18 protein-coding genes and 1 pseudogene are annotated in these 20329 nt (G+C 60.3%); 13 read left to right on the forward strand and 6 right to left on the reverse strand.

Going from position 1 to position 20329, the window contains the following annotated elements; genetic code table 11:
* The first annotated feature begins 74 nt into the window (after window positions 1–74).
* The 13 genes and pseudogenes from RFM40_RS18040 to RFM40_RS18100 all read left to right on the forward strand — a co-directional run bounded on the left by RFM40_RS18040 (window position 75) and on the right by RFM40_RS18100 (window position 15028).
* A complete protein-coding gene (locus RFM40_RS18040; protein WP_320277901.1) occupies window positions 75–941 on the forward strand; it encodes a universal stress protein in 867 nt (288 codons plus the stop codon).
* A 1364-nt stretch (window positions 942–2305) separates the two neighbouring features.
* On the forward strand, window positions 2306–3532 hold the full coding sequence (locus RFM40_RS18045) for a redoxin family protein (protein WP_320277902.1): 1227 nt from the start codon (window positions 2306–2308) through the stop codon (window positions 3530–3532).
* Window positions 3533–3803: 271 nt separating this feature from the next.
* Entirely contained in the window at window positions 3804–4277 is a 474-nt protein-coding gene (locus tag RFM40_RS18050; RefSeq protein WP_320277903.1) for a DUF269 domain-containing protein, read from the forward strand.
* Window positions 4278–4303: 26 nt separating this feature from the next.
* Entirely contained in the window at window positions 4304–4507 is a 204-nt protein-coding gene (locus RFM40_RS18055) for a CCE_0567 family metalloprotein (protein WP_320277959.1), read from the forward strand.
* Complete coding sequence (gene fdxB, locus RFM40_RS18060) at window positions 4504–4821, forward strand: ferredoxin III, nif-specific (RefSeq protein ID WP_320277904.1); 318 nt, start codon at window positions 4504–4506, stop codon at window positions 4819–4821. Before RFM40_RS18055 ends, fdxB begins: the two co-directional genes overlap by 4 nt.
* An 81-nt stretch (window positions 4822–4902) precedes the next feature.
* Complete coding sequence (locus RFM40_RS18065; RefSeq protein WP_320277960.1) at window positions 4903–5172, forward strand: exopolysaccharide production repressor protein; 270 nt, start codon at window positions 4903–4905, stop codon at window positions 5170–5172.
* Between the two features lie 325 nt (window positions 5173–5497).
* The gene (locus tag RFM40_RS18070) at window positions 5498–6511 is read left to right on the forward strand and encodes a 1-aminocyclopropane-1-carboxylate deaminase (protein WP_320277905.1); all 1014 of its coding nucleotides are present in this window, start codon (window positions 5498–5500) and stop codon (window positions 6509–6511) included.
* Between the two features lie 193 nt (window positions 6512–6704).
* Window positions 6705–7865, forward strand: a complete 1161-nt coding sequence (locus tag RFM40_RS18075; protein ID WP_320277906.1) for an IS110 family RNA-guided transposase — start codon at window positions 6705–6707, stop codon at window positions 7863–7865.
* A gap of 1177 nt (window positions 7866–9042) precedes the next feature.
* Entirely contained in the window at window positions 9043–9822 is a 780-nt protein-coding gene (locus RFM40_RS18080) for a phytanoyl-CoA dioxygenase family protein (protein WP_320229545.1), read from the forward strand.
* 332 nt (window positions 9823–10154) lie between these two features.
* Window positions 10155–12170 (forward strand): class I tRNA ligase family protein, encoded by a 2016-nt coding sequence (locus RFM40_RS18085; protein WP_320277907.1) that lies wholly within the window; start codon window positions 10155–10157, stop codon window positions 12168–12170.
* A gap of 405 nt (window positions 12171–12575) precedes the next feature.
* A complete protein-coding gene (locus RFM40_RS18090; RefSeq protein ID WP_430691693.1) occupies window positions 12576–13268 on the forward strand; it encodes an OmpW/AlkL family protein in 693 nt (230 codons plus the stop codon).
* 146 nt (window positions 13269–13414) lie between these two features.
* Window positions 13415–13719: pseudogene (locus RFM40_RS18095) on the forward strand (HoxN/HupN/NixA family nickel/cobalt transporter); the annotation flags it as partial.
* Window positions 13720–13768: 49 nt separating this feature from the next.
* Window positions 13769–15028, forward strand: a complete 1260-nt coding sequence (locus RFM40_RS18100) for a metal-dependent hydrolase family protein (RefSeq protein WP_430691694.1) — start codon at window positions 13769–13771, stop codon at window positions 15026–15028.
* A 188-nt stretch (window positions 15029–15216) separates the two neighbouring features.
* Here RFM40_RS18100 and larB read toward each other — a convergent pair whose 3' ends face one another.
* The 6 genes from larB to RFM40_RS18130 are packed head-to-tail and all read right to left on the reverse strand — an operon-like array spanning window position 15217 to window position 20316.
* Window positions 15217–15900, reverse strand: a complete 684-nt coding sequence (gene larB / locus RFM40_RS18105) for a nickel pincer cofactor biosynthesis protein LarB (RefSeq protein ID WP_320277909.1) — start codon at window positions 15898–15900, stop codon at window positions 15217–15219.
* Window positions 15897–16262 carry an adenine nucleotide alpha-hydrolase family protein gene (locus RFM40_RS18110; RefSeq protein WP_320277910.1) on the reverse strand — a complete coding sequence of 122 codons (366 nt, stop codon included), beginning with the start codon at window positions 16260–16262 and terminating at the stop codon, window positions 15897–15899. The genes larB and RFM40_RS18110 overlap by 4 nt, the downstream gene beginning before the upstream one ends.
* 28 nt (window positions 16263–16290) lie before the next feature.
* Entirely contained in the window at window positions 16291–16701 is a 411-nt protein-coding gene (locus RFM40_RS18115; protein WP_320277911.1) for an adenine nucleotide alpha-hydrolase family protein, read from the reverse strand.
* Window positions 16688–17986, reverse strand: a complete 1299-nt coding sequence (larC, locus tag RFM40_RS18120) for a nickel pincer cofactor biosynthesis protein LarC (protein WP_320277912.1) — start codon at window positions 17984–17986, stop codon at window positions 16688–16690. The genes RFM40_RS18115 and larC overlap by 14 nt, the downstream gene beginning before the upstream one ends.
* A 15-nt stretch (window positions 17987–18001) precedes the next feature.
* Window positions 18002–18532 (reverse strand): nickel pincer cofactor biosynthesis protein LarC2, encoded by a 531-nt coding sequence (gene larC2 / locus RFM40_RS18125; RefSeq protein ID WP_320277913.1) that lies wholly within the window; start codon window positions 18530–18532, stop codon window positions 18002–18004.
* Window positions 18532–20316 (reverse strand): hypothetical protein, encoded by a 1785-nt coding sequence (locus RFM40_RS18130; protein ID WP_320277914.1) that lies wholly within the window; start codon window positions 20314–20316, stop codon window positions 18532–18534. Before RFM40_RS18130 ends, larC2 begins: the two co-directional genes overlap by 1 nt.
* Window positions 20317–20329 lie beyond the last annotated feature (13 nt).

A 20329-nucleotide genomic window follows, 5' to 3' on the forward strand; every position in this document is an offset into this window, starting at 1 on the left:
CATCTCCCTCGCGAGGGCAAGTCTTGCGGCTTCGAAACGCCCGCGGGCACAACATACTCGAAAAGAAGCAGTCCATGGCCTTCAAAAGCGTACTCAGTGTGACGGGAGCTCACCACTCCGATAAGGACGTCACAATAGCTGCCGGCTTGTGTGCTGAGGGCGGTGCGAACCTTTCGGTACTTATTATCGGGTCTCCGCCGCTATGCGGTTCCATCCCCGAGTGGCCAAAACGACATGCAGCGGCCATTGCCAGACTGGAAAAGCGGTACAGGCAAATCGAGAAATTTTCACACGAGATGGCCATTCTGGAAAAGACGTCCAGGGATATTCAAAAACTGCTGGGAGGCCTGTGGGCTTGCTATGACGTCGATACTGAATGCTGCGACCAGGCCAGCGTCGGCGACGCGGTGCGACAGCGGGCGCTCTGCAGTGACCTGACCATCGTCGGCCCCGCACTTCTCAACGACATCGATCTCGGACCTCTTGTTATCAACGGCAGCTTGTTCGATACCGGAAAGCCGGTGCTCGTCGTACCGAAGGGTGCCAAGGCGACTCTCTCGCCGCGGCGCGTGCTGGTCGGCTGGGATTCGCGCGTGGAGGCGTCCCGTGCGGTTCGGGAAGCGCTGGATTTGCTGTCCGGAGCCGAGGAAGTTCGGCTCACATTGGTCGATCCGGAGGTGACCTGCACAGGAAACGGCACCGAGCCGGGAGCCGACGTCGCTGCCTATCTCACCCGGCATGGTGCTCGGGTATCGGTCGACCGGCTGCCGAGCGCCGGCAAGCCGGCGGCAACGGTGCTCGCGCAGCACGCAATCGACACGTCTGCCAACATGATTGTCATGGGCGCTTATGGAAGCCGGCGGCTGCGCGAGCGGCTCTTCGGTGGCGTGAGGAGATGGATAGAAGCAAAGCCGCCATTGCCGCTGTTTTTGGCGCGGTGACGGTTCCGAAGACGCACATAACTGTTCGAAGCTCTGCTTCGCTGGTCGCCGATCCTGATGCCAAGTCGGCCAAGGTCGCGGCAAACGCGCAGGTTTTCGCGGAGCGCCTCGATACAATTTACAAGCGCCTCGGCCCGAGGCAGTCTCCAGTGTGCCCTCAGGATGGCTTCTGCTCGCCCGAGATGATCCGTGAGCGGAACTCAACGGCCGCGCCGACGTACTGGGCTTCTCAATGCAGTCAAACTCAAGGGTTCGCAGGTCGGCGTCAGGTCGAAAAAGAGAATCCTTTCGAAGCGGCACGCCGTTCGGACCCGCATCGGCACCCGCGTGGGCGAAATCAGGGATCGCCCTCACTATTGGGGTGGGGCTGAACAACGCAATCATAGTACCGCGCGGCCAAGACCCTCGATTCGAGTCTGGACAGTCGGGCCCTTGCCGGATTGGGCGGCAAGCGATGGCAGCAATCATAATGTCATTGGCTGAGATGGTAGAGCGGCGAGGACGGCCGCATCTCCAGTGTATTCAGTCGGTCCGGCCGGACCCGCGTGGCGGTCGAATGCTCTTGGGCTGATCAAATCCGACAATGTTCGCATTCGCACCCGGGCGGACGCTGTAGCGCCCGGGCGCCGGAACACAAGGTAACACAAAGCAGGAATCCCGCAGAGTTCACCGGCCGGCACCAGCACTCCTGGCCGGTCCGCCACGATCGTCATAGTCAATCTGACAATGGCGGCGTTGGCGATGGCGGTAGTGGCGGGCCGCAGCTGGACCGGCGTCGTCGTGGAGGACGCCCACGTCACCAGCCGGGAAATTCAATCGCAAGGCGGAAGGGGGGCACAGCGGCACGCGCATGGAGCGGCCCTTGCGATCACAAATGCCGAGTTCCGCTACCGCCTGAGGGACCGTAACGGCACAAAGCTCCCCCCAATGGGCGCGAAGCGGACGATGATGACGAGCCTGGCGATAGCCGACGTAGTCATGATGTCCATCTGCTCGTCGTTGGCCGGCATACATGTTGAGTGGTCCGCGGCCAGGCTCTTCTGGCGGCGCGCAGCGCGTGATGCATGTCCAAAACCTGACAACGGCGGCAAACATGTCGGGTTCAATACAACCGGCCATCTTCGTCGCATGGTGGGTTTTCAAGCGAAACCACCCCTTACTGCACGCCGAGCCCACTGGCACAGCCTTTGCAAGTGGAGATTCGGCAACACTGGATGCCGGCAAGACTGAGTAAACGCTCGCTCCGCGCAGACGCGCGAGATGAGTGATGCTCGCTTTCCTTGAACCCGTGTGCCCCTCGCTTAGTGGGAAACAAGCTCGCGAGCAAAGTCGCGCAACATTTGGCAATAGCCTTGGAGAGCAACATGGCATTGCAGATGGAGTCACAGGCTCCCCCGATCAAGGTCGAGACCTGGCTGCGTGGCGAGCCGCTTGCGAGTTTCCAGGCCGGCAAAGTGTACGTCGTCGAGTTTTGGGCGACTTGGTGCGGACCATGTGCGGCGGCGGCGCTCCAACTGGTGCAACTGCAGGAGAAATACAAGGACGCCGGACTTGAGGTCGTCGGAGTCGCGGCCGATGAAGACGCTTCCTTGCCCGTTGAGGCCCGAGCCAAGTTGGGCGCGTGGTTGGCCGAAAAGTGCCCGGATCTGAACTATCGGATCGCGTTCGACCCTACAGACGAAATGAACAAGCTTTGGAGGGAGCCCAGCTTTTCGATCGGAATTCCGACCTCGTTCGTGGTCGACCGGGACGGTCACATCGCCTTTATCGGTCATCCGAGGCAACTCGACGAGGTTTTGCCGAAGGTGCTGAACGGCAGTTGGCGCGCCAGCGATGAAGCGAAGGCCGCCGATACGACGCGGATCGCCAGAAGCGGCGCAATAGCGCGCGAACAGGCGTTGAAGAAGCCGATCAATGACAGATTCTGGGCGGCGATAAAGATAGAGGATTGGAAGACGGCGCTCTCCGCGATCGAAGAGGGCATCGCCTTGGTGCCGGACGATATCAATTTTCGCCTGGCTCATGTGCATCTGTTACTTCACAGAATGCACGACATGCAAAAAGGCATGCCCGTCATCCGCCAATTGGTTCGCGACGCAATCGACAGAGACTCCGAGAACTGGATGCTTGCAGCGCTAGGTCAGCTCTTCGGTCCGGCGCACGACCATTCGCACTTTCCATCTGCTGAGCGCTTCGCGATGGGCAAAAGGCTGTCCGAACACATCCTGGCACTCAATCCCCCGCAAGGCGACGGCCCTAAGTTCCGGTCCTATCCGGCGGTCGCTAGGTACTATTACGACAGCGGCAATAAGGATCGCGCGATCGAGTTGCTTAGGATGGCACTGAAGTCGCTTGACGGTCCGGAGCTTACTCCGGACGCCCTGAAACAGCACCTTCTACCCGATTTGCTGCAGGCCCTAGCCAGCTACAAGGGTGGGAGGGCCGTTACAGCGCTCTCTACGCGGCTTCGTAAAGCATTTTCCCGACGGTACCAACGCGCGATCGGCCGGGGAAAATACATAAAAAGGGGCGTCAATCTGAATGTTTACTGGCCAATTCGTCCGTTTCCTTGGCGTGACCGCAGCAAGTAGGCCCCATGCTGCACCGGGTGGATCGTTTGCGGCAGGTTCAAAGCTCGAATTTTGCGATGACCCGCGGCCGCGGAGCGGCGCAAGTGATGTTGGACGCGAATTCTCGCCGTGGTGGAAGGCCTCGCGGTCGAAGACGCGTCCAAGGCCGCTCACCGGGACATCGATTGCTTGGAATTGCCCGCTCCGAGCCGGGCGTCGGCCACGCACATGTGCCCGAACTAGGCGTTGCCGAAAAAAGAAATTCGAGGAAGAGGCCTGAAACGGGGAGAATATGAAATTGCCCGAAGCCGCGACCTGCGCTGCTATCGACGAGGACGAGGCGGCCCTTGCCACCCCGTTCGTCAAATGCCTCGTGCGGCTGATCCGTGCTGAGGAGTCCTACTGCTTATGGGAAGGCAAATCGGACGCAGCGCTGCTGGCCGGCTTCATCGTCACCAGAAATAGGCGCCGCGCGATCCCTGGCATGGGCTATCCCGATCCCCACGCGCTGTGGAGGCTCGACATGTTTTACAGCGCCGTCGGGCTTGCGATCGCGGAGCGTTTCCGCCCGGTGACACCAATTGTGGAGGCCAAACCCGTGAGGCCTCTGGGCGCGGGCTTGTCGGTGCCAGGCGTTGGGTCGTTCTGTCCGGACATCCACCGGTTCGGCTTCGAGACGTTCCGACAACTGGCGGAGGCCGGTACGAAACTGGTCGACGATGCGACCGCAGACACCGAAGTCAGTCCCGACGTCGCGCTGGCGTGATGGAAGCCATTTTCGAGGAAGGATTAATGTCAAACCGTGAAGAGCTGCAGAAGAAGGTCCGCAAGCTGCAGTCGCGTGCGGGAACCGCGAAGATGGAATTGCACGACCTTGCCGAAGACCTCCCGGTCAACTGGACCGAGATCAAGGTGATTGCCGAGAGAACGTTCGCCGTTTTTGCCGAGTTAGACGCTGCCAAGAGAGATCTCGCTGCATCGGAGAATGCGCGATGACGAGCGCCTTCGTCACCCGCGACGGCTCCAACTGGATGCCGCAATATCTCACCGCTATCGATGGCACGACCTGCATAGGCTGCGGACGCTGTTTTAAGGTTTGCTCGCGCGAGGTCATGCACCTTTACGGCGTCGATGACGCAGGCGAAATCCTCGGCCCCTGCAACGATGAAGACGACGACTTCGATGGCGAGCTCAATCGCATGATCATGGTCGTCGACCATGCAGGCCGCTGCGTCGGCTGCGGAGCCTGCGCCCGCGTCTGCCCGAAGAACTGCCAGACACATGTTGCCGCCGACAAGGTCGCTGCATGATGTGGCGAGAAAACCAGGAGAACGGCGTTGCCCTTCAGAATATTTTATCGCGTTTTTTGGCTGGTCCTGTGCAGCAACGCTTTGGCTGTCTACTTTGCTTCTCATTCCATCCGCACAGTAGTCGTCACAACGCTGGCTTGTTCGCTGCTCCTCCAGGTAGCCTATTTCGCAAGTGTGCTCTTTCTGATCTGGCGGTCTGGCTGCGCTAGCAGATCTGGCCAAAGGGCCGAACATTTCGGAGTTGCGACGCAGTTGGAATGTCAGCCGCCAGATGATGATGAGGTGGTGAGGAATAAATCTTCCAATGTGCCTCCGGTCTTTCCGATGGGCGGCATATCGCTGCTCCACTGAGGCGCGATGACGAGATCAAAGTCAGTTTCACGCCACTTCGGATCAACCCTGAACATCGGGTGGATCTTTCAAGGAATGCTATGCTTGGTGCCGTCGACGGCGACCGCATTCCGTCGTTCCAATCCCGGCGACGCAGTTTTCGGCGCGACAGGCATTGGTGGGGACGCCGACGTTGCCGTTGCGTGTCGGGACGGCGAATGAGGCGCTGGAATGTGACGAAGCTCTTCCAAGACGTCGGACAGCGCAGCTGACCTCAGACCAAACACGCCCCTTAAGCTGATGTGCATAGCTAGTCTTGGCTCATTCACGCATCGCCGGAGAGAACATGCTGGAAAAGTTCGAACGCTATCCGCTTACCTTTGGACCGACGCACATCGAGAAGCTCGACCGGCTCAGCAAGCATCTAGGTGGAAAGGTGGAAATCTACGCCAAACGCGAGGACTGCAACTCCGGACTCGCGTTTGGCGGAAACAAGCTGCGCAAGCTCGAATACATCATCCCCGACGCCATCGCCTCAGATGCCGATACGCTTGTCTCCATCGGCGGCGTCCAGTCCAACCACACGCGAATGGTCGCTGCGGTCGCCGCCAGGATTGGCATGAAATGCCTCCTAGTTCAGGAGAGCTGGGTTCCACATGAGGATGCCGTCTACGATCGGGTCGGCAACATTCTCTTAAGCCGCATCATGGGAGCAGAAGTGCATCTGGTCGACGAGGGCTTTGACATAGGCATCCGCCACAGTTGGGAAAAGGCGCTCTACGAGGTCAAGGCGAGGGGCGGCATACCCTATGCGATACCAGCTGGCGCGTCCGTTCACCCGTATGGTGGCCTCGGCTACGTGGGGTTCGCAGAGGAGTTGCGCGCCCAGGAGAAACAGCTCGGGTTTGCATTTGACTTCATCGTCGTTTGCACGGTCACGGGCTCGACGCATGCCGGCATGATCGTCGGATTTGCCAATGACGGTCGACATCGCAACGTCATCGGTATCGATGCCTCTGCCACTCCCTCGCAAACCAAGGCGCAAGTGCTGGATATTGCCCGAAATACAGCGGAGCTCGTCGATCTCGGAATGGAACTGGTCGAGGATGATGTGGTGTTGCTCGAGGAGTACGCCTACCCATATTATGGCATACCGTCCCCGGAAACCAAGGACGCCATCCGTCTGTGCGCGCGGCTCGAAGGTATGATCATCGATCCCGTTTACGAAGGCAAATCGATGCAAGGAATGATCGACCTGGTCCAGAAAGGCTTTTTTGCCGAGGGATCGAGGGTTCTTTTCACGCATCTCGGCGGTGCGCCGGCGATCAACGGCTACGGTTACACCTTTCGAAACGGCTGACCCGTACGGGCCGCGTTAGCAGCGACCCGACTGGCAGTCGCGGCGACACCTGCCGGCCGTGTAGAACTTGTTCCATAGTGCTTCCATTCAGCAGAAAAGATCGCACCATCAAAGATCCCATGACCGGTGGTGGATAGCGACCTGCGCTCTGGCAGAGTGGGGTTGCTGACCAACAACTCTGTGGAGGCCAATCATGCATGTTGCAGCCGATCAAGCCGCGGCGCCTGCCGCTATCCGCACCGATCTTGGCGCGATCTTCGTTTCTCTGGAACTCAGTAAATCGACCTGGTTGATCACTTCACTGTCGCCGGGCAGTGGGGAGAAGATGTCGAAACATGCGATACGCGGCGGCGATATCGCGGGACTGCTGGCACGCTTTGCCCTGCTCCAGGACAAGGCACAGGCGCGCACCGGCCGGCACTTTGCTCTTGTGGTCATTCAGGAGGCGGGTCTCGACGGCTTCTGGATACATCGGATCCTGGAGGCCGAGGGGATCGAAAGCCATGTCGTCGACGCAGCTTCGATCGCTACCTCACGCCGACGGCGTCGTGCCAAGACCGACAAGATCGATGGTGAGGCACTGGTGCGCGCGCTGCTCGCCTACAAGCGGGGCGAGCCGCGCGTGTGCGCGATGGTCAGGGTGCCGGGCGTCAAAGACGAGGACCGCCGCCGGATCGGCCGTGAACGCAAGGTTCTGGTTGGTGAGCGGACCTGCCATGTCAACCGGATCAAGGGCCTGCTGTTTGCTCAGGGCATCACCGGTTACGAGCCGCTGCGGCGTGACCGGCGACATCGGCTTGAGGAATTGAGGACCGGCGACGGCCGCGCGCTGCCTGAACATCTGAAGGGACAAATCCGTCGCGAGCTCGACCGGCTCGAACTGGTGATAGCCCAGATCAAGGAGGTGCAGGCCGAGCGCGACGCTCTGCTGGCAGTCGAAGTCGCCGAAACTCCAGCAGCGACATTGCTCGATCTCAAGGGTATGGGGCCCGAGTGTGCGGCCATCCTCTACGCGGAAGGGCTGTTCCGGCACTTCGATAATCGCCGGCAGGTCGCGGCCTATGCCGGCCTCGCGCCGACACCCTGGCAGAGCGGATCGGTCCAACACGAGCAAGGCGTCTCGAAGGCCGGCAACTCCCGGCTGCGAACGACGATGATCGAGTTGGCCTGGCTGTGGCTGCGCAATCAACCGGCTTCAGCGCTTACCCGCTGGTTCCACGAACGCGTGATACGCAATAAGGGGCGCCTCAAAAAGACAACCATCGTCGCCCTTGCAAGGAAGCTGCTCGTGGCGCTGTGGAAATACGTGACCGCAGGCGTCGTCATCGAAGGTGCCGTCATGAAGGCTGTCTGACGAGATACAACAATACACCGATCCCTCGAGGCCTGATCAGCCTCGGCGGATCCAGGAGGCGAACCGAGATCCCAGCTGGCTGAAATGCCGTATCAAAGACGGGTCTCGCCTTTTGGGCCCCCCTGCCGCCGCAAGCGGGAAATTGGTGCAGCCGTCCTCAAGCGGCGACCGTATGTGAGTTTGACCAGGCTCGATTCATCGAGCCGTGTCACGCAATCGGGCCCAGCTCTGGATTCCGCAGCCATTGGAGGAACACGATGCCGCTCTAACGCCCCTCTTGACCCCAGCATCGTCATGTGAGCCTGGGATCAAAATTCTGGGGCGTTCATGAAAGCGATCTGTTCTCCGGGTTTCCATCGCCGGGGTGCGAGGTGGAGGATCGAAGCGGATCAATGCCATGTGGGAAATCCAGCGCCAGCCAGTGCTGGAGAGTTCGCTGTGTGGCCCACATCGTCAACGCCTTCGCTGTCCCAGACGATCTCCTTTCTGCATTCGCGTGAAGGCAGCTCGACAAGCTGCGACCGACTGTGTCTCGCCAGTCGTGAGCACAAAATCGTTAGGTCGTGATGCTGTAGATGCGCCACATGCCCTCGACGTAGAGATGCCCGAGCCCCAGTCGCGCTTTGCATCGAGGTTATCGGGGTAGAAGCAGTCCTGTCGTGATCGCAGCTACAGCACGCCTCGCCTTGCGCGTGACGAAGGTTTCGCCGCGAGTCGCACCCTCGCCATTGAACAGTGTCCTGGTGAGCCCGTATTCACAGCGCGGCAAGGACGATGACGTGCAAATCGGCGGCAGGTGCAGGGTGCAAGCTTTCCCCCTTGAATGTCGGACACCCGACATGATGACAAACCTGCTGCCGTTGCTTTGATGACACTTTCCTTTTGGCACGTTCGATGCAGCGGTACCTTACGAATAAACCTGCCGAATATCGTCCCATGATTACTATTAGATGCTCGTCGCTGAATACTGTGCAGATCGTGCCGGACCAACAGCTCTTTCGAGGTCAAGTGCTTTCTTCGTTGAGGAGGGACAGCAAAGCCTTGCACACCACCAGCGCAACGCACCGCAGAATAACGTCACCGCCTGCAAGCCATGGAGGGCCCTCAGCGACACAAGCTGACCAGGGCCCGAGTGCCTTACTGGGGTGCTCGACCAAACCAAAAGGAGGCTTTCCGCATGTTGACTGACACACAAAAAGACAAGTGGCACAAAGATGGATACGTCAGGCTCGAACGGTTCTTCGATCCCGTGGCTGTTGAGCGTATCTCCGGTTTTGTCGACAATGTTTCACGCTGGGACGTCAGCGATGACAAATGGATGCTGTGGTTCGAGAAGACGACGGACAATCGAAAGATAACCTCAAAAGCCGAGAATTTTCTCGACTTCCATGACCCCTTGCGGAACTTGCTCCTGGAAGATCAGCGCATCACGTCCTGTGTTGAGGAACTGCTTGACGAAGAGTCCCGCAGGCTCAAGGAACTGCTGATTTTCCACTATCCCGACAGCGGCGGCTACCGTCCGCACCAGGACATCTATCACATTCCACACAAGCTATCCGACCGGATGGTTCATGCGGTCGTTGCCATAGGGATCGACGACTCTGACCCGGACAATGGCGGGCTTTTCTTCAGCCCCGGCAATCACAAGAAGGGGGTCTTTCCCATGGATGCCGGAGGGGTGATCGATCCGGCGGTCGCCGAAACACTCTACTGGGAACCCATATCATGGAAGGCCGGCGACGTCTTCATTTTCGACGATTACGCACCGCATTACTCGAGGCCCAACAAAAGCAATCGTTCGCGGCGGACGCTCTATTTGGTGTTCCAGCGGGCTTCAACCGGTGGACCGAGCCGCGCTGAATATAACGTTCTTAAGCGCGCCCTTAACCCGCCAGAGGGCAAAGTTGCCGATCTCGACAACCTCAAGCCCCCAAACGGCATTTTCTATCGCGATTAAGCTCGCGGAACGAGGCGAGGCGTGCACACGAAACTGATCGACCGCTCAAATAATGCTAGGAGGGTATGGCGTTCTGATTTGCCGGCTACTGGAGCATAGCCAGCTTCCCGTTGCGACGCCTCGGCACCTCGATTGTGGAGGTGGTCGCCGCGCGGCCTTCTGTGACGCCGACTACAGCATTACTGGCGCGCCCGTCGTCGCTCGCCTGAAGAGCCGGATTGTTCGGGCGGAGGCCGCCAACGGGTCTGCCTACCGCGTCTCTCCGCAACTTGCAGCAGAGGCTGTTATGCAGACGGCCGAAGATACCACTGCTCCAACAGCTGAGGTTCGTCATGCGCAAATCCACGTTTTCTCGAACGGAGCTGTCGCGGGCGTTCGGCATCGACATGGCCACGCTTGGAACGGGGGGCGCTGGCACCGGGTTTTCATTCGGAAAGGTCGGACCGGGCGTGACATCCCAGCCCCATCGGCACGACGAAATCGAGGCCTTCGTGGTCCTGTCTGGAGCGGGCAAGGTCAGGACCGACCGTGGGGAAATCTCGGTCAAGGCCGGCGACGTCGTTCTGTTCCACCCTTTTGAAGCGCATGTGCTGAGCAACGATGGGGACGAAGATCTAAACTTCGTCGATGTCTACTGGCGTGACGGCAAGGCCGCCCTTGATGCCGCTACACAGACCCCGACTCCGCGCGGACCGATCTTCATTTTCTCGACGCCGCCGACGCCCAATGGCGATCTGCATCTGGGGCATCTTTCAGGCCCTTATTTTGGCGCCGACGTGTACACACGTTTCCTGCGCATGAAAGGGGCCGAAGCCTACCACTTGACTGGGAGCGATGATTACCAGAGCTACGTCGCGAGGCGTGCCGATGCCGATCAAGCGACGCCCGCAAAGGTGGCGCGCCACTACGCCGACGAGATCAGAGCCACGCTTGCACTTCTCGACTGTGAGGTCCACAGCTTCCTATCCACGTTCGGCGATGACGCCTATGCAGAGTTTCAAGCCGCGTGTTTCCGTGGTCTTCTGAGCAGCACGGCGGTAGATCTGCGCGAGAGCCCTGCGCTCTTCGATGCTGTTTCGGGCGACTACCTTTACGAACCGGATGTAAGCGGCCTCTGCCCCGATTGCGGCGGCTCCGTCGGCGGAAACATCTGCGAGGAATGCGGCGCGCCGAACCTGTGTCATGACTTAGGTGCAGCCCGGTCGCGGCACTCGGCCGAGGCGCCGGTGGTTGACTACGTGCGCCGTGCCCAACTTGCGCTGGATCGGTGCTACGCCAATATCGACCGGCATCTAAGGTCATCAGGCGCCCCCGTTCGGATCATGGACCTCTTCGCGCGTCTACGCCAACGTGGCGACTTTTCGCTGCCCATTACCCACCCGTCGGCCTGGGGCCTGCCGGCCGAAGGGCTCCCGGGGCAGGTGATCTGGATTTGGCCGGAGATGGCTTTCGGTTTTCTTTACAACATCCAGGCGCTAGCTCGCTCACTGGGTCGCGACTGGAATGCGGCCAAGCCCAGCGATGACTGGCAGATTGTGCATTTCTTCGGTTTCGACAATTCCTTCTACCACGCGCTACTCTACCCCGCTCTTTATTCCGAGGTGTTCTCCCACTGGACGCCGCGCATTCGCTATCACGTGAACGAGTTTTACCTGCTCGACGGCCAGAAGTTCTCGACCAGCCGCGGCCATGCGGTCTGGGGCAAGGACGTTCTGGATCCAAAGACAGTCGACGTCGTGCGTCTCCATTTGGCCCTGACACGCCCGGAAGGTCAGCGGACGAACTTCACGCTGGACGCGCTGCGCCGCACTGGGAACGAGATATTTCAGGGTATCTGGCTGAATTGGCTTGATGCGCTGCACAGGGACATCCAGCGGGACTTTAGCGGCCGTGTGCCCGACGCAGGCGACTGGGCTTCGGCCGACCGCGCCTTTTTTGCTCAGATAGATACTCATCGCACGGCGATGGAACGCGCCTATTCGGACGAGGGCTTCTCGCTCCGTCGCGCGGCCGCTCAGGCCTGCGATTTCGTGCGCGATTGCCTGATCTACCATCAGGCGCAAGACTATGCAGCGGCGCGACGTCTCTATCCCGCCCGCACCCGGACTTCACTCGCGCTTCAGGCTACAGCCGCTGCGATCCTGGCGCAGACACTCGCACCGCTGATGCCCCGATTTGCCAGCACGCTGGCGAGAGGCATCGGCGTCTCAACCGAAAAATGGCCTGCGTCCGTCCGGCGCCTTCCACCAGGGACGATCTTTGATATCGGACCCGTACTAGGGTTCTACGCGAAATCCGACAGTCCTATTCTCAATGACCAGAGGGCCTGTGAGCCACACGAATCTTGACGAGACCTGCGCGGCATAAGCCGACAACTTTACGGGCCGCTATGAACAACAGGTTCGCTTTGATGTCGTGCCGCGCCAGGGAGCCCGCCTCGCATGACCAGCATCGCGACCAACTCGTGAGGTATTGTCTCGTTCATCCTCTGCCAATGGGTCGGGGATAGCTCTCGCGTGCTTTCGGTCGTTAGTCCGTTTGTGCAAAACACGACAATATCGGCTCGAAACACGACAATATCAGCTCCGAGGCACGAGTGTGTCGGAAGCGAGTCTTGCGGTTTCTCAATGTCTCTTTTCGTTGGCACGACAAATGCAGTGCTCTTCGCAGAGCGTCTGTATCAGCGCGTGATGAGAAATCACCCCGCGCGCGCAAACGACAGAGTCTACGGTTATCAGATACCAGGAGAGAACATGATGACAAAAGTGCGGATGATTGCGGCGCAGGGTGCGATGGCGCTCATCGTCCTTATGGGGGTGGGTCAGCAGGCTTTGGCAGCAGACCCTGCGCAACGTTACATCGCACAGGACCAGGGAACAGTGGAGGCGTCGAGCCCGTGGCAGATCCGCGTGCGCGCCTTGGGAGTGAAAACCAACGATTCAGGTTACGTCGGCGGGATCGCCGGTTCCAATCTCTCCTATTCAGACACCGTGACGCCAGAATTCGACATCTCCTATTTTTTCACCGAAAACATTGCTGCCGAACTCATACTCGCCACTACCTACGCCAACATTGATGGCAGCGGAGCAATCGGCGCGCTGGGGAATGTCGGCAAGGTATGGATACTGCCACCCACGCTCACGCTGCAGTATCATATCACCGACCTCGGGGCCTTCCGACCCTATGTCGGCGCCGGCCTGAACTACACCGTCTTTTACAATCAAAGCGTCGGCAGCGCCGATGCTCTCCATGTGAAGAACACGTTTGGTGCCGCGCTGCAGGTCGGCTTCGACTACATGCTGGATCAGCACTGGGGGGTCAACGTCGATGTCAAGAAGCTTTTCCTGGAACCAGATTTTACCGTCAAAGTGGCCGGCACCGATCTGAAAGGCAAGGCCAAGCTAGACCCCTGGTTGATTGGTGCGGGCGTCACATACCGCTTCTAACAGAAAGGCGATTGAACCCTCGGCATTTAGAAGCGCCGAAAGCGCCCAATGAAAGACTTGAGGGCAGACCGGATCCCGTCCAGGCTGTTGCTCAATCTTACGCCGTGCAATATGGGCGAGCACCTCATTCGTAGGTGCTCGGCCCGGCCTGCATGCTCGGCCTTCGACATGCATTTGATGCAGACCATATTGCGGCAATAGACAATGTCGTGCGCAAGCTCACACAAGGCAAACATCCATTTTCGGTCGGCTTCTTCTTTTTGCTGGACCATTCCAGCATCGTCGTTCTTGGTTATGTGGTCATCGCAGCCGCCGGGAACCAGCTTCACGTCTTCCACGACATTGGCGGCGTCATCGGCACATCGATTTCTGCACTGTTCCTGCTGATGATGGATTTGACAACCTGCTTGTCCTGAGAGGCATTTGGGCGGCGTTCTCGCGAGCGCGTCAGCCACACGCATATCTCCTTCACAGCCAGCCAGCACTAAGAATGAGGAAACATGCCCGCGGATGATTTGATCCTGGCCAATGCCAGGATGCTTGACGGAAACGGCTTCGCCGGGGCGTCGGAATCGTGGCTGCGCATCGCGGATGGCGTGATCGCGGAGATCTCCGGGAAGCCGATCTCCTCAAAGGCGGCGCGCACCATCGACCTGAAGGGCCGCACCCTGATGCCAGGGCTTATCGACTGCCACGTCCATGTGACGGCGATCACCGTCGACCCTGGCCGCACGGCGATGCTTCCGGACGTGACGGTTGCCTTCGGCGCGGCGCGCATCATGAAGCAGATGCTGATGCGCGGCTTCACGACGGTGCGTGACGTCGGCGGGGCGACGCGGCCGCTGGCCCAGGCTGAGGAAGCCGGCCATATCGAGGGACCGCGTCTCGTCTTCTGCGGCAAGGCGCTCTCCCAAACCGGCGGTCACAGCGACTATCGCGGCTTCGTCGACAACCGCAGCGCCGAGTCCCAGACGTACCGTCTCGGCGCGATGGGCCGGGTCTGCGACGGCGTCGACGCCGTTCGTCACGCTGCCCGCGACGAAATCCGCCAGGGGGCTCAGTTCATTAAGGCGATGGCTAATGGCGGCGTGTCGTCGCCCACGGATCCCATCAACTTCCAGCAGTTCTCGATACCAGAGCTGGAGGCCATCGTCGAAGAGGCGGCGAACGCTCAGACCTATGTCTCCGCGCATCTCTACACCGACGAGGCGATCTCGCGTGCCGTGCGGTGCGGTGTGCGCTCGGTTGAACATGCCAACTTGATCGAGCCGGCGACAGCGCGCCTCATGAAGGTACGCGGCGCTATCGCCTGCCCCACTCTGGTCGCCTACGAAGCGCTGCACAAGGACGCCAAGGCGCTGGGCCTGCCGGACGTGTCCCTCGCGAAGAACGACGACGTCCGGCTGCGCAGCCGGGGCTCGCTCGAAATTCTCCAAAGGGCCGGGGTGACGATGGCGTTCGGCACCGATCTCCTGGGCGAACTGCACAAGTACCAATCCGACGAATTCACCATACGCGCCGAGGTGCTGCCGCCGATCGAGGTGATCAGGTCCACGACGTGCTATGCGGCCGAGTTGCTGCGCATGACCGGCAAGGTCGGATCGCTCCAGGTCGGCGTCTTCGCCGACCTTATCGCCGTCGACGGTGACCCGCTGGAGAACATGTCGCTGCTCGGCGGCCAGGGCGACCACCTATCCCTCATCGTGAGGGCCGGACGCGTGGTTAAGAACACCATCGACGACAATGGCTGTCCCGAGTAGAACCGGCTGGCCGTTGACAACATTCCAAGCCCAGATCCAGGCCACGATAGTTGCGATGATCAGAAGACCGTAAACGGTGGCGATTTTTGCCTTGGCGCGAAAAGTTGGTCGTCGAAAAGACTGCGGGAGAGAGCTCCCTGAGCTCCTGGATAAATTCACAGTCGGACCATGCAACGGCCGAACCCTCGTCAGCCATTCGGAGCGGCTGCGGTTCGCCGGATCATATTCAAAACACGAAATGCGGCACATGCCGCGCCGTACCCGTTGTCGATGTTTACGACCGTAAGTCCAGGTGCGCACGAAGCCAGCGCCGCGTGAAGGGCGGTTTGTCCTCCGTTCGAAACGCCATACCCGGTCGAGGTGGGCAAGCAGATGACCACGCCGGGCACGAGCCCACCCAAGACGCTTGGAAGGGCGCCATCCATGCCGGCGACGGCCACGATGACGGGAAATGTTCTTAATTCGTCGACACGGTCCAGCAGCCGCCACAGGCCGGCCACGCCGATGTCGATGAATTGCTTTGTCGAGGCGCCGAGATAGGTGAGCGTTCGCGTGACTTCGGCCGCCTGAGGCATGTCCGAGCTGCCGGCCGACACCACCGCGATCCGAGGCGGTTCCAGTTCGCCAGCAGAGATCCAGTTCAGGTAAGCCGTCCTAGATACGGGATCGTAATCCAGCCTTTCGCGATGAGTGGTCGCCATGCGGGCAAAAACTTCGGGATCGAGGCGGGTCATCAGGCATCGCGTGCCGTGCGCCAACACCCGGTCCATGATCGCGGTAAGCTGGGCATCAGACTTCCGAGCGCAAAGGATGGCCTCATCAACGTCCAGCCGCTCAGGACGCTGAAAGTCCAATCTAATCTGTTCGTTCATGCGCTTTGTTCACGCAAGAAGGCGCTGCCCCGGACATAAGCCTGGAAATGGATGGGCGGCTGCCCGTCGAAAGCATCAGCGATTTTGCGAGCGAGTTCCACCCGATCGGCGTCTGACAGCCGCGACAGCGTAGTTTCATCCAGTTCGACAACGACCGCGGTCTGACGGACGCGGCAACGAACCGTGTCCGGCGAGAGCTCGCCCCGGATCAGCGTCTCGACTCGATCGACGGCGCGCAGGATTTGGGGCTCGATCCTGAGAGCCGTCTCGATGCGGCTCGAGAGGCAGGGCGCTGAGGGCAATTCGGCGAGGTCGTGCAAACCATGCGCTGCCGCCATCGCCCTCACGTCGGCCTTGGACATGCCGGCCTCGACAAAGGGGTGGCGCACGCTATTGGCCTCGGCTGCTTTGAGACCGGGCCGCCAGTCGCCCAGATCGTCCGTATTCGTGCCGGATGAGCTGCGCTTTCGAGAGGGACGACAGTGTGCCGTACAAATTCGATTTACAAAAGAAGCATCGATTTGAGGGGTTGGCCAGATAGCGTTCGTCGGCAAATTCCCCTGCATCGATGACCCGCAGGTCCCAACCATGTCGCGCCGCATAATCCCTGACCCGTTCGGTCGCGCAGAGCGGAACGGCGGCCGAGGCGGCGTGGAACATGGTCAGGTCTGCGCCCAGCCTAAGGTGCGCCACGAAGGCCAGAGTCATGCTGTCGACGCCACCGGAGATGGCCACAGCCGCGGGACGGGCGCTGTCGAACACCGCGTCGAGACGGCCCAGGAACGCTTCAATGGTGGTCATGGCTTTTCTCCAGCGCCTCTGCCTCCGCGCTGCGGCGCAACTCAGACCGGGCTTTGTGGCTCTGACGAAAGGCTTTCACGTCATCCATCTCTGCCTTGGCGGTCGGCCCGCCGGGGCGCTCGGCTAGCTTCACGCGTACTCCATCGCCGGTCGTGACCGCCTGCCGCGGCAGGATGGTGCGCGCCTCCGTACGGCTTCGCAGGCCAAGCGTCGTGGTCTGTCGGAAGCAGAGCGTGCCGATTGCCTCTATCGCGTCGGGGCGGGTGAGAACTTGCACGGAGGCCATCATCCGTCCCTTCTTGCCGAAGACCGGCGACTGGGTCACGTCGACGACGCCTTCGGCTGCACGAATATGATCAAGGGCGACAGCCAATTCCTCGCCCGTCTGATCGTCGATTTCGAACTGGATGACACCGATCCTTTCCTGCACTGCGGCTTCATTGGTGAATGCGAGGACGCGAAGCATGTTGCTCATGCCGGGGAAGCGTCGCGTGCCAAAGCCGATTCCGGAGCGATCGAGCACATGCGTTGAGGGGCCGATACCGCTCGAGGGAGAGAGATAGCGCAGGATCGCCGCTCCCGTCGGCGTGATGCGTTCGCCAGCGCGTCCGTCGTCATGAAAGGTAAATCCGCGCAGCAGTAAAGTCGTGGCAGGAGCTGGAACGGGCAGCCGGCCATGGTCGGTTTCCACCCAGCCGCGTCCGAGCGGGAGTGAGCCGACCGACCAGCTTGCTTCGCCCACCGCCTCGATCAATGTCGCCGCGGCCACGATGTCAGCGATCGAATCCCAGTTGCCGACTTCATGAAAGGTCACGTCATCGACATGCCTGCCGTGCACAGCGGCTTCGGCCAGGGCGAGCTCATGGAAGATTGCTATGGCTGCGCGCTTAACAGCCTCGTCCAAGCTGCTTCCCTCAAGCATCGCACGAAGGTCGCGCCAATGGGTGTGATGATGGTGGCGGTGGTGCGCGTCATGGACGTGCTGATGGTGATGTTGGCTATGCCGCTGGTCGTGGTCATCATGTTCGTGGGCATGCCCATGAGCATGGTGACCGCCATGAGGTCGGATGGCCTCCTGTTCGGAGCCCATCTTCGTGACATCGAAGCGGCTGCCGGTCAGCACGCCGTCGTCATGCGGCTGCACCACAGCCTGCACGTCGTCTTCCAGACCGGCAAGACGAAGGTTTTGTTGCACCACCGCAGTGAGATCGGGCCAAGCGTTCAGCATCGAGGCGACGAACATGTCGCCGGCAACGCCGCCCAAGACATCAAGATGAATATGCATCGGGCCTTCCATCCTCTATCGATCCGCAAGCTGCAGACCGGACAGATCGACGCGCAAGGTCTCGCCCGGCTCAGTCGATCCAATGGTGGTCTCAATCGCTGCCTTCAGCACTGCGACCGAGACCGGCAGAAGGTTTCTCATCTGTGCGGATATAACGACAAGATCGTCGTGTTCGGCCTTTGCCCGCATGAACACGCCATCGTTGAGCATGCGTTTGAGGCGCAGCGGAAAACTCCTCCCGCCTCCCGCCCATTTCAGTTCGAGTTGCGTCTTGTAGCGCTGGATGTCGAAGTGCTTGTGCTGCGATTCGAGGACCCGATAACCCCAAATCCCCAGATCGCCAGCGAGAACGGAGGCGAATTCCTGCTCGTCCTCGGCGTTGATGTCGACCAACAGCACGTAGGCTGGACGGCCTTTCTTGCCGAGACTGGAAAGGAGCTGGACATTCTTGGCGCCCATCTCGGTCATCTTGTCGATGACATGGGCGAGCAACTCGCCAGGCGCATCATCGATCTGGGCCATAAGGAGAATGACGCCGTCTGCCATCAAAGCCTCATGGATTCGACCGCGACCAGGGCGGCGGCCTCGGCTTTAGCTTTCGTGCCCGGAATGCCGGCGGAAATCAGGCCTGCCGATTGGGCCTCGCTGGCGGCGTCCGAAGCGGTCATTTTGCCCATCGCGGCAGCGACCACGGCGGGGATTGTGACGTTCATGATCACATTGCCAGCGAGCAGCAGTTCGCTTGCGATCGGCGCGAGCGCCGTCAGGAACGGCGCGCGTTCCTTGCCGATCCCCTGCGCCACTTCCGGAATGACCGCATTGATGATGCCTTCCATGTGGATCGTTTCGTCGCCGACGGTCACTTCGGCATCTAGCGCCGGATCGAAGGCAAGCCAACGCGCAGCCATCTTGCTCGATCGCCGTGCTCCCTTGCCGATCTTGGTAAAATGGACCTTGATATTGGTACCCCTCACTTTGCTCAGGAATTCAGAGCCGCGCGCTTCCACCAGAAGCTGACGCTCTTCGTCCATCGCACGGACGATTTCGCCGACGCTCCTGCCGGCCATGAGATCGTCATAGCTGCGCGCCGCACGGGCATGCAGGGCCTTGGTGACCATAGGGGTGGAGGACATGATCAGCGCTTCGGTCACCGGCCCGTTGCAAATCTGGGTAGCCTTTCGGGCAACGATGTTCATCGCCACCATTGCGGTCTCCGGGTCGAAGCTGAAGCCGAGCCGCCGATCGCGCAAAGCCCGCGCCACGCTCTGTTCCGTCGATCCGTCTTGCAACAGGCACATCAGCGCAATGACCGCATCGCCGCAGACGTGGCCGAGCGGCGGATTGACCGGACCCGCGCCGGCGCCGCAAATCCCCTCTTCGAAGACCGAGATGATTTCATCGAGCGCCATTATGCCGATCACGGTGGGACCGCCGATATCCTTGAGGATCAGACCAAGATCGCCAATCAGCCTTGCGGTCTCGACTTCCTTGCCGGTGATGCGGACATGCACTTTCTCCGGCAGGCCGGCAGTGCGAACGGCCGATCGTCCGGCCACAAACGCACTGGTGACCTTGCCGTAGGGACCGTACTCCTCCGCCACGTCGGCATCCGGGTGGATGATCTCCAGGATCGCTGCCGCGCCGAAAAGTGCTGACAGGAATTTCTGGCTGGGCATGCCGGCACCGGACATGGCATCCATCATTGCCTTGGTTCCGATAGCCGCGCCCCTTTCGGCCATGCCGGGGAAGATGAAATCCTCGCCGAGGGCTCCGTGGCCGACCATCACCCCGCCGCCAACGCCTTCCGGAATGTCCCGGCCTTGAATCGGGGAGAGTTCTCCCTTCATCATCGCATCGTAAACCGCGGCAACAGCCGCGAATCCCGAGATCTTGTTGTTCATCTTGGCCGTTGGCACTGCCGCAAGGCCGGAACGGCTGACCCCCGCAATCATCCGCGCAGAAGAGCCGAGCTTTCGGTTGCCTGCTGGGATGCCAACCTGTGCATTGGCTCCGCACAGATAGAGGAGCGTTGCTGCGATCAGCGCTGCATTCGCGCCGTCAGCACCCCCTGCCTTTGCAACCGCAATGCTCTTCGCCAGGAGGTCGTCGATAGGTTGGCGAACCGCATCGGCGAATTTGACCTCTGGGCTCACGCCACGGCGAAGTTCGGCGGCGATGACGTTGCATACAGCAACGACCGGAATGTTGAGCATTCCGTGTCCGCCGGTCAGCGCCTCGACCCGGTCGCTGGTCAGCCAGCCGGGATTGGCGTTCGCGGCCATAACTGAAGCCAGGATAATTTTTTCCCTTTGCGCAGACGCATCCGTCATTGTTTGGTCTCTC

Source organism: Mesorhizobium captivum (genome assembly GCF_033977165.1).
Classification (GTDB): Bacteria; Pseudomonadota; Alphaproteobacteria; order Rhizobiales; family Rhizobiaceae; genus Mesorhizobium; species Mesorhizobium captivum.

Excerpts from the sequence above, each read along its gene's own strand:
- RFM40_RS18040 (WP_320277901.1), top strand. The coding sequence starts at position 75 with ATGGCCTTCAAAAGCGTACTCAGTGTGACGGGAGCTCACCACTCCGAT.
- RFM40_RS18045 (WP_320277902.1), top strand. The coding sequence starts at position 2,306 with ATGGCATTGCAGATGGAGTCACAGGCTCCCCCGATCAAGGTCGAGACC.
- RFM40_RS18050 (WP_320277903.1), top strand. The coding sequence starts at position 3,804 with ATGAAATTGCCCGAAGCCGCGACCTGCGCTGCTATCGACGAGGACGAG.
- RFM40_RS18055 (WP_320277959.1), top strand. The coding sequence starts at position 4,304 with ATGTCAAACCGTGAAGAGCTGCAGAAGAAGGTCCGCAAGCTGCAGTCG.
- fdxB (WP_320277904.1), top strand. The coding sequence starts at position 4,504 with ATGACGAGCGCCTTCGTCACCCGCGACGGCTCCAACTGGATGCCGCAA.
- RFM40_RS18070 (WP_320277905.1), top strand. The coding sequence starts at position 5,498 with ATGCTGGAAAAGTTCGAACGCTATCCGCTTACCTTTGGACCGACGCAC.
- RFM40_RS18075 (WP_320277906.1), top strand. The coding sequence starts at position 6,705 with ATGCATGTTGCAGCCGATCAAGCCGCGGCGCCTGCCGCTATCCGCACC.
- RFM40_RS18080 (WP_320229545.1), top strand. The coding sequence starts at position 9,043 with ATGTTGACTGACACACAAAAAGACAAGTGGCACAAAGATGGATACGTC.
- RFM40_RS18085 (WP_320277907.1), top strand. The coding sequence starts at position 10,155 with ATGCGCAAATCCACGTTTTCTCGAACGGAGCTGTCGCGGGCGTTCGGC.
- RFM40_RS18090 (WP_430691693.1), top strand. The coding sequence starts at position 12,576 with ATGATGACAAAAGTGCGGATGATTGCGGCGCAGGGTGCGATGGCGCTC.
- RFM40_RS18100 (WP_430691694.1), top strand. The coding sequence starts at position 13,769 with ATGCCCGCGGATGATTTGATCCTGGCCAATGCCAGGATGCTTGACGGA.
- larB (WP_320277909.1), bottom strand. The coding sequence starts at position 15,900 with ATGAACGAACAGATTAGATTGGACTTTCAGCGTCCTGAGCGGCTGGAC.
- RFM40_RS18110 (WP_320277910.1), bottom strand. The coding sequence starts at position 16,262 with ATGTCCAAGGCCGACGTGAGGGCGATGGCGGCAGCGCATGGTTTGCAC.
- RFM40_RS18115 (WP_320277911.1), bottom strand. The coding sequence starts at position 16,701 with ATGACCACCATTGAAGCGTTCCTGGGCCGTCTCGACGCGGTGTTCGAC.
- larC (WP_320277912.1), bottom strand. The coding sequence starts at position 17,986 with ATGCATATTCATCTTGATGTCTTGGGCGGCGTTGCCGGCGACATGTTC.
- larC2 (WP_320277913.1), bottom strand. The coding sequence starts at position 18,532 with ATGGCAGACGGCGTCATTCTCCTTATGGCCCAGATCGATGATGCGCCT.
- RFM40_RS18130 (WP_320277914.1), bottom strand. The coding sequence starts at position 20,316 with ATGACGGATGCGTCTGCGCAAAGGGAAAAAATTATCCTGGCTTCAGTT.